Source organism: Streptomyces sp. WM6386 (genome assembly GCF_000972385.1).
Taxonomy (GTDB): Bacteria; Actinomycetota; Actinomycetes; order Streptomycetales; family Streptomycetaceae; genus Streptomyces.
Map to the genome: position 1 here is coordinate 1 of NZ_JXTE01000729.1, position 331 is coordinate 331.

Here is a 331-nt window from a genome sequence, read left to right on the forward strand (position 1 = left end):
TGCAGGCTGTACACCATGGACCGGCAGCCGCCGGGCGCCCCGCGGGGATTCCATCACGTGAGCCACCCGGACGCGCCGCGAGGAGACATGTTCCTCCACATCGTCGAGATGGGCGGCACCGACCTGTGCCTCATCGGCGTGACCGGTCCCCTCACCGGCCGCATCCTCATCGGCAACGCGGACGGCTTCTGGCCACCGAACGTCTCCTCGGCCCCCGACTTCCTCTCCTGGTACGAACGTTGGCTGGACCACATGCGGGAGGGCAAGGACAACCCCGCGCTGGGACTCACCTCCCCGGCGACCGTGGCAAGCGCCCCCTGGGGCCCCCGGG

The 331-nt window shown here is 70.7% G+C and carries 1 pseudogene; it reads left to right on the forward strand.

What is annotated here, in order from left to right:
* Positions 1 to 331, forward strand: a pseudogene (locus tag TN53_RS43420) (SMI1/KNR4 family protein); the annotation flags it as partial.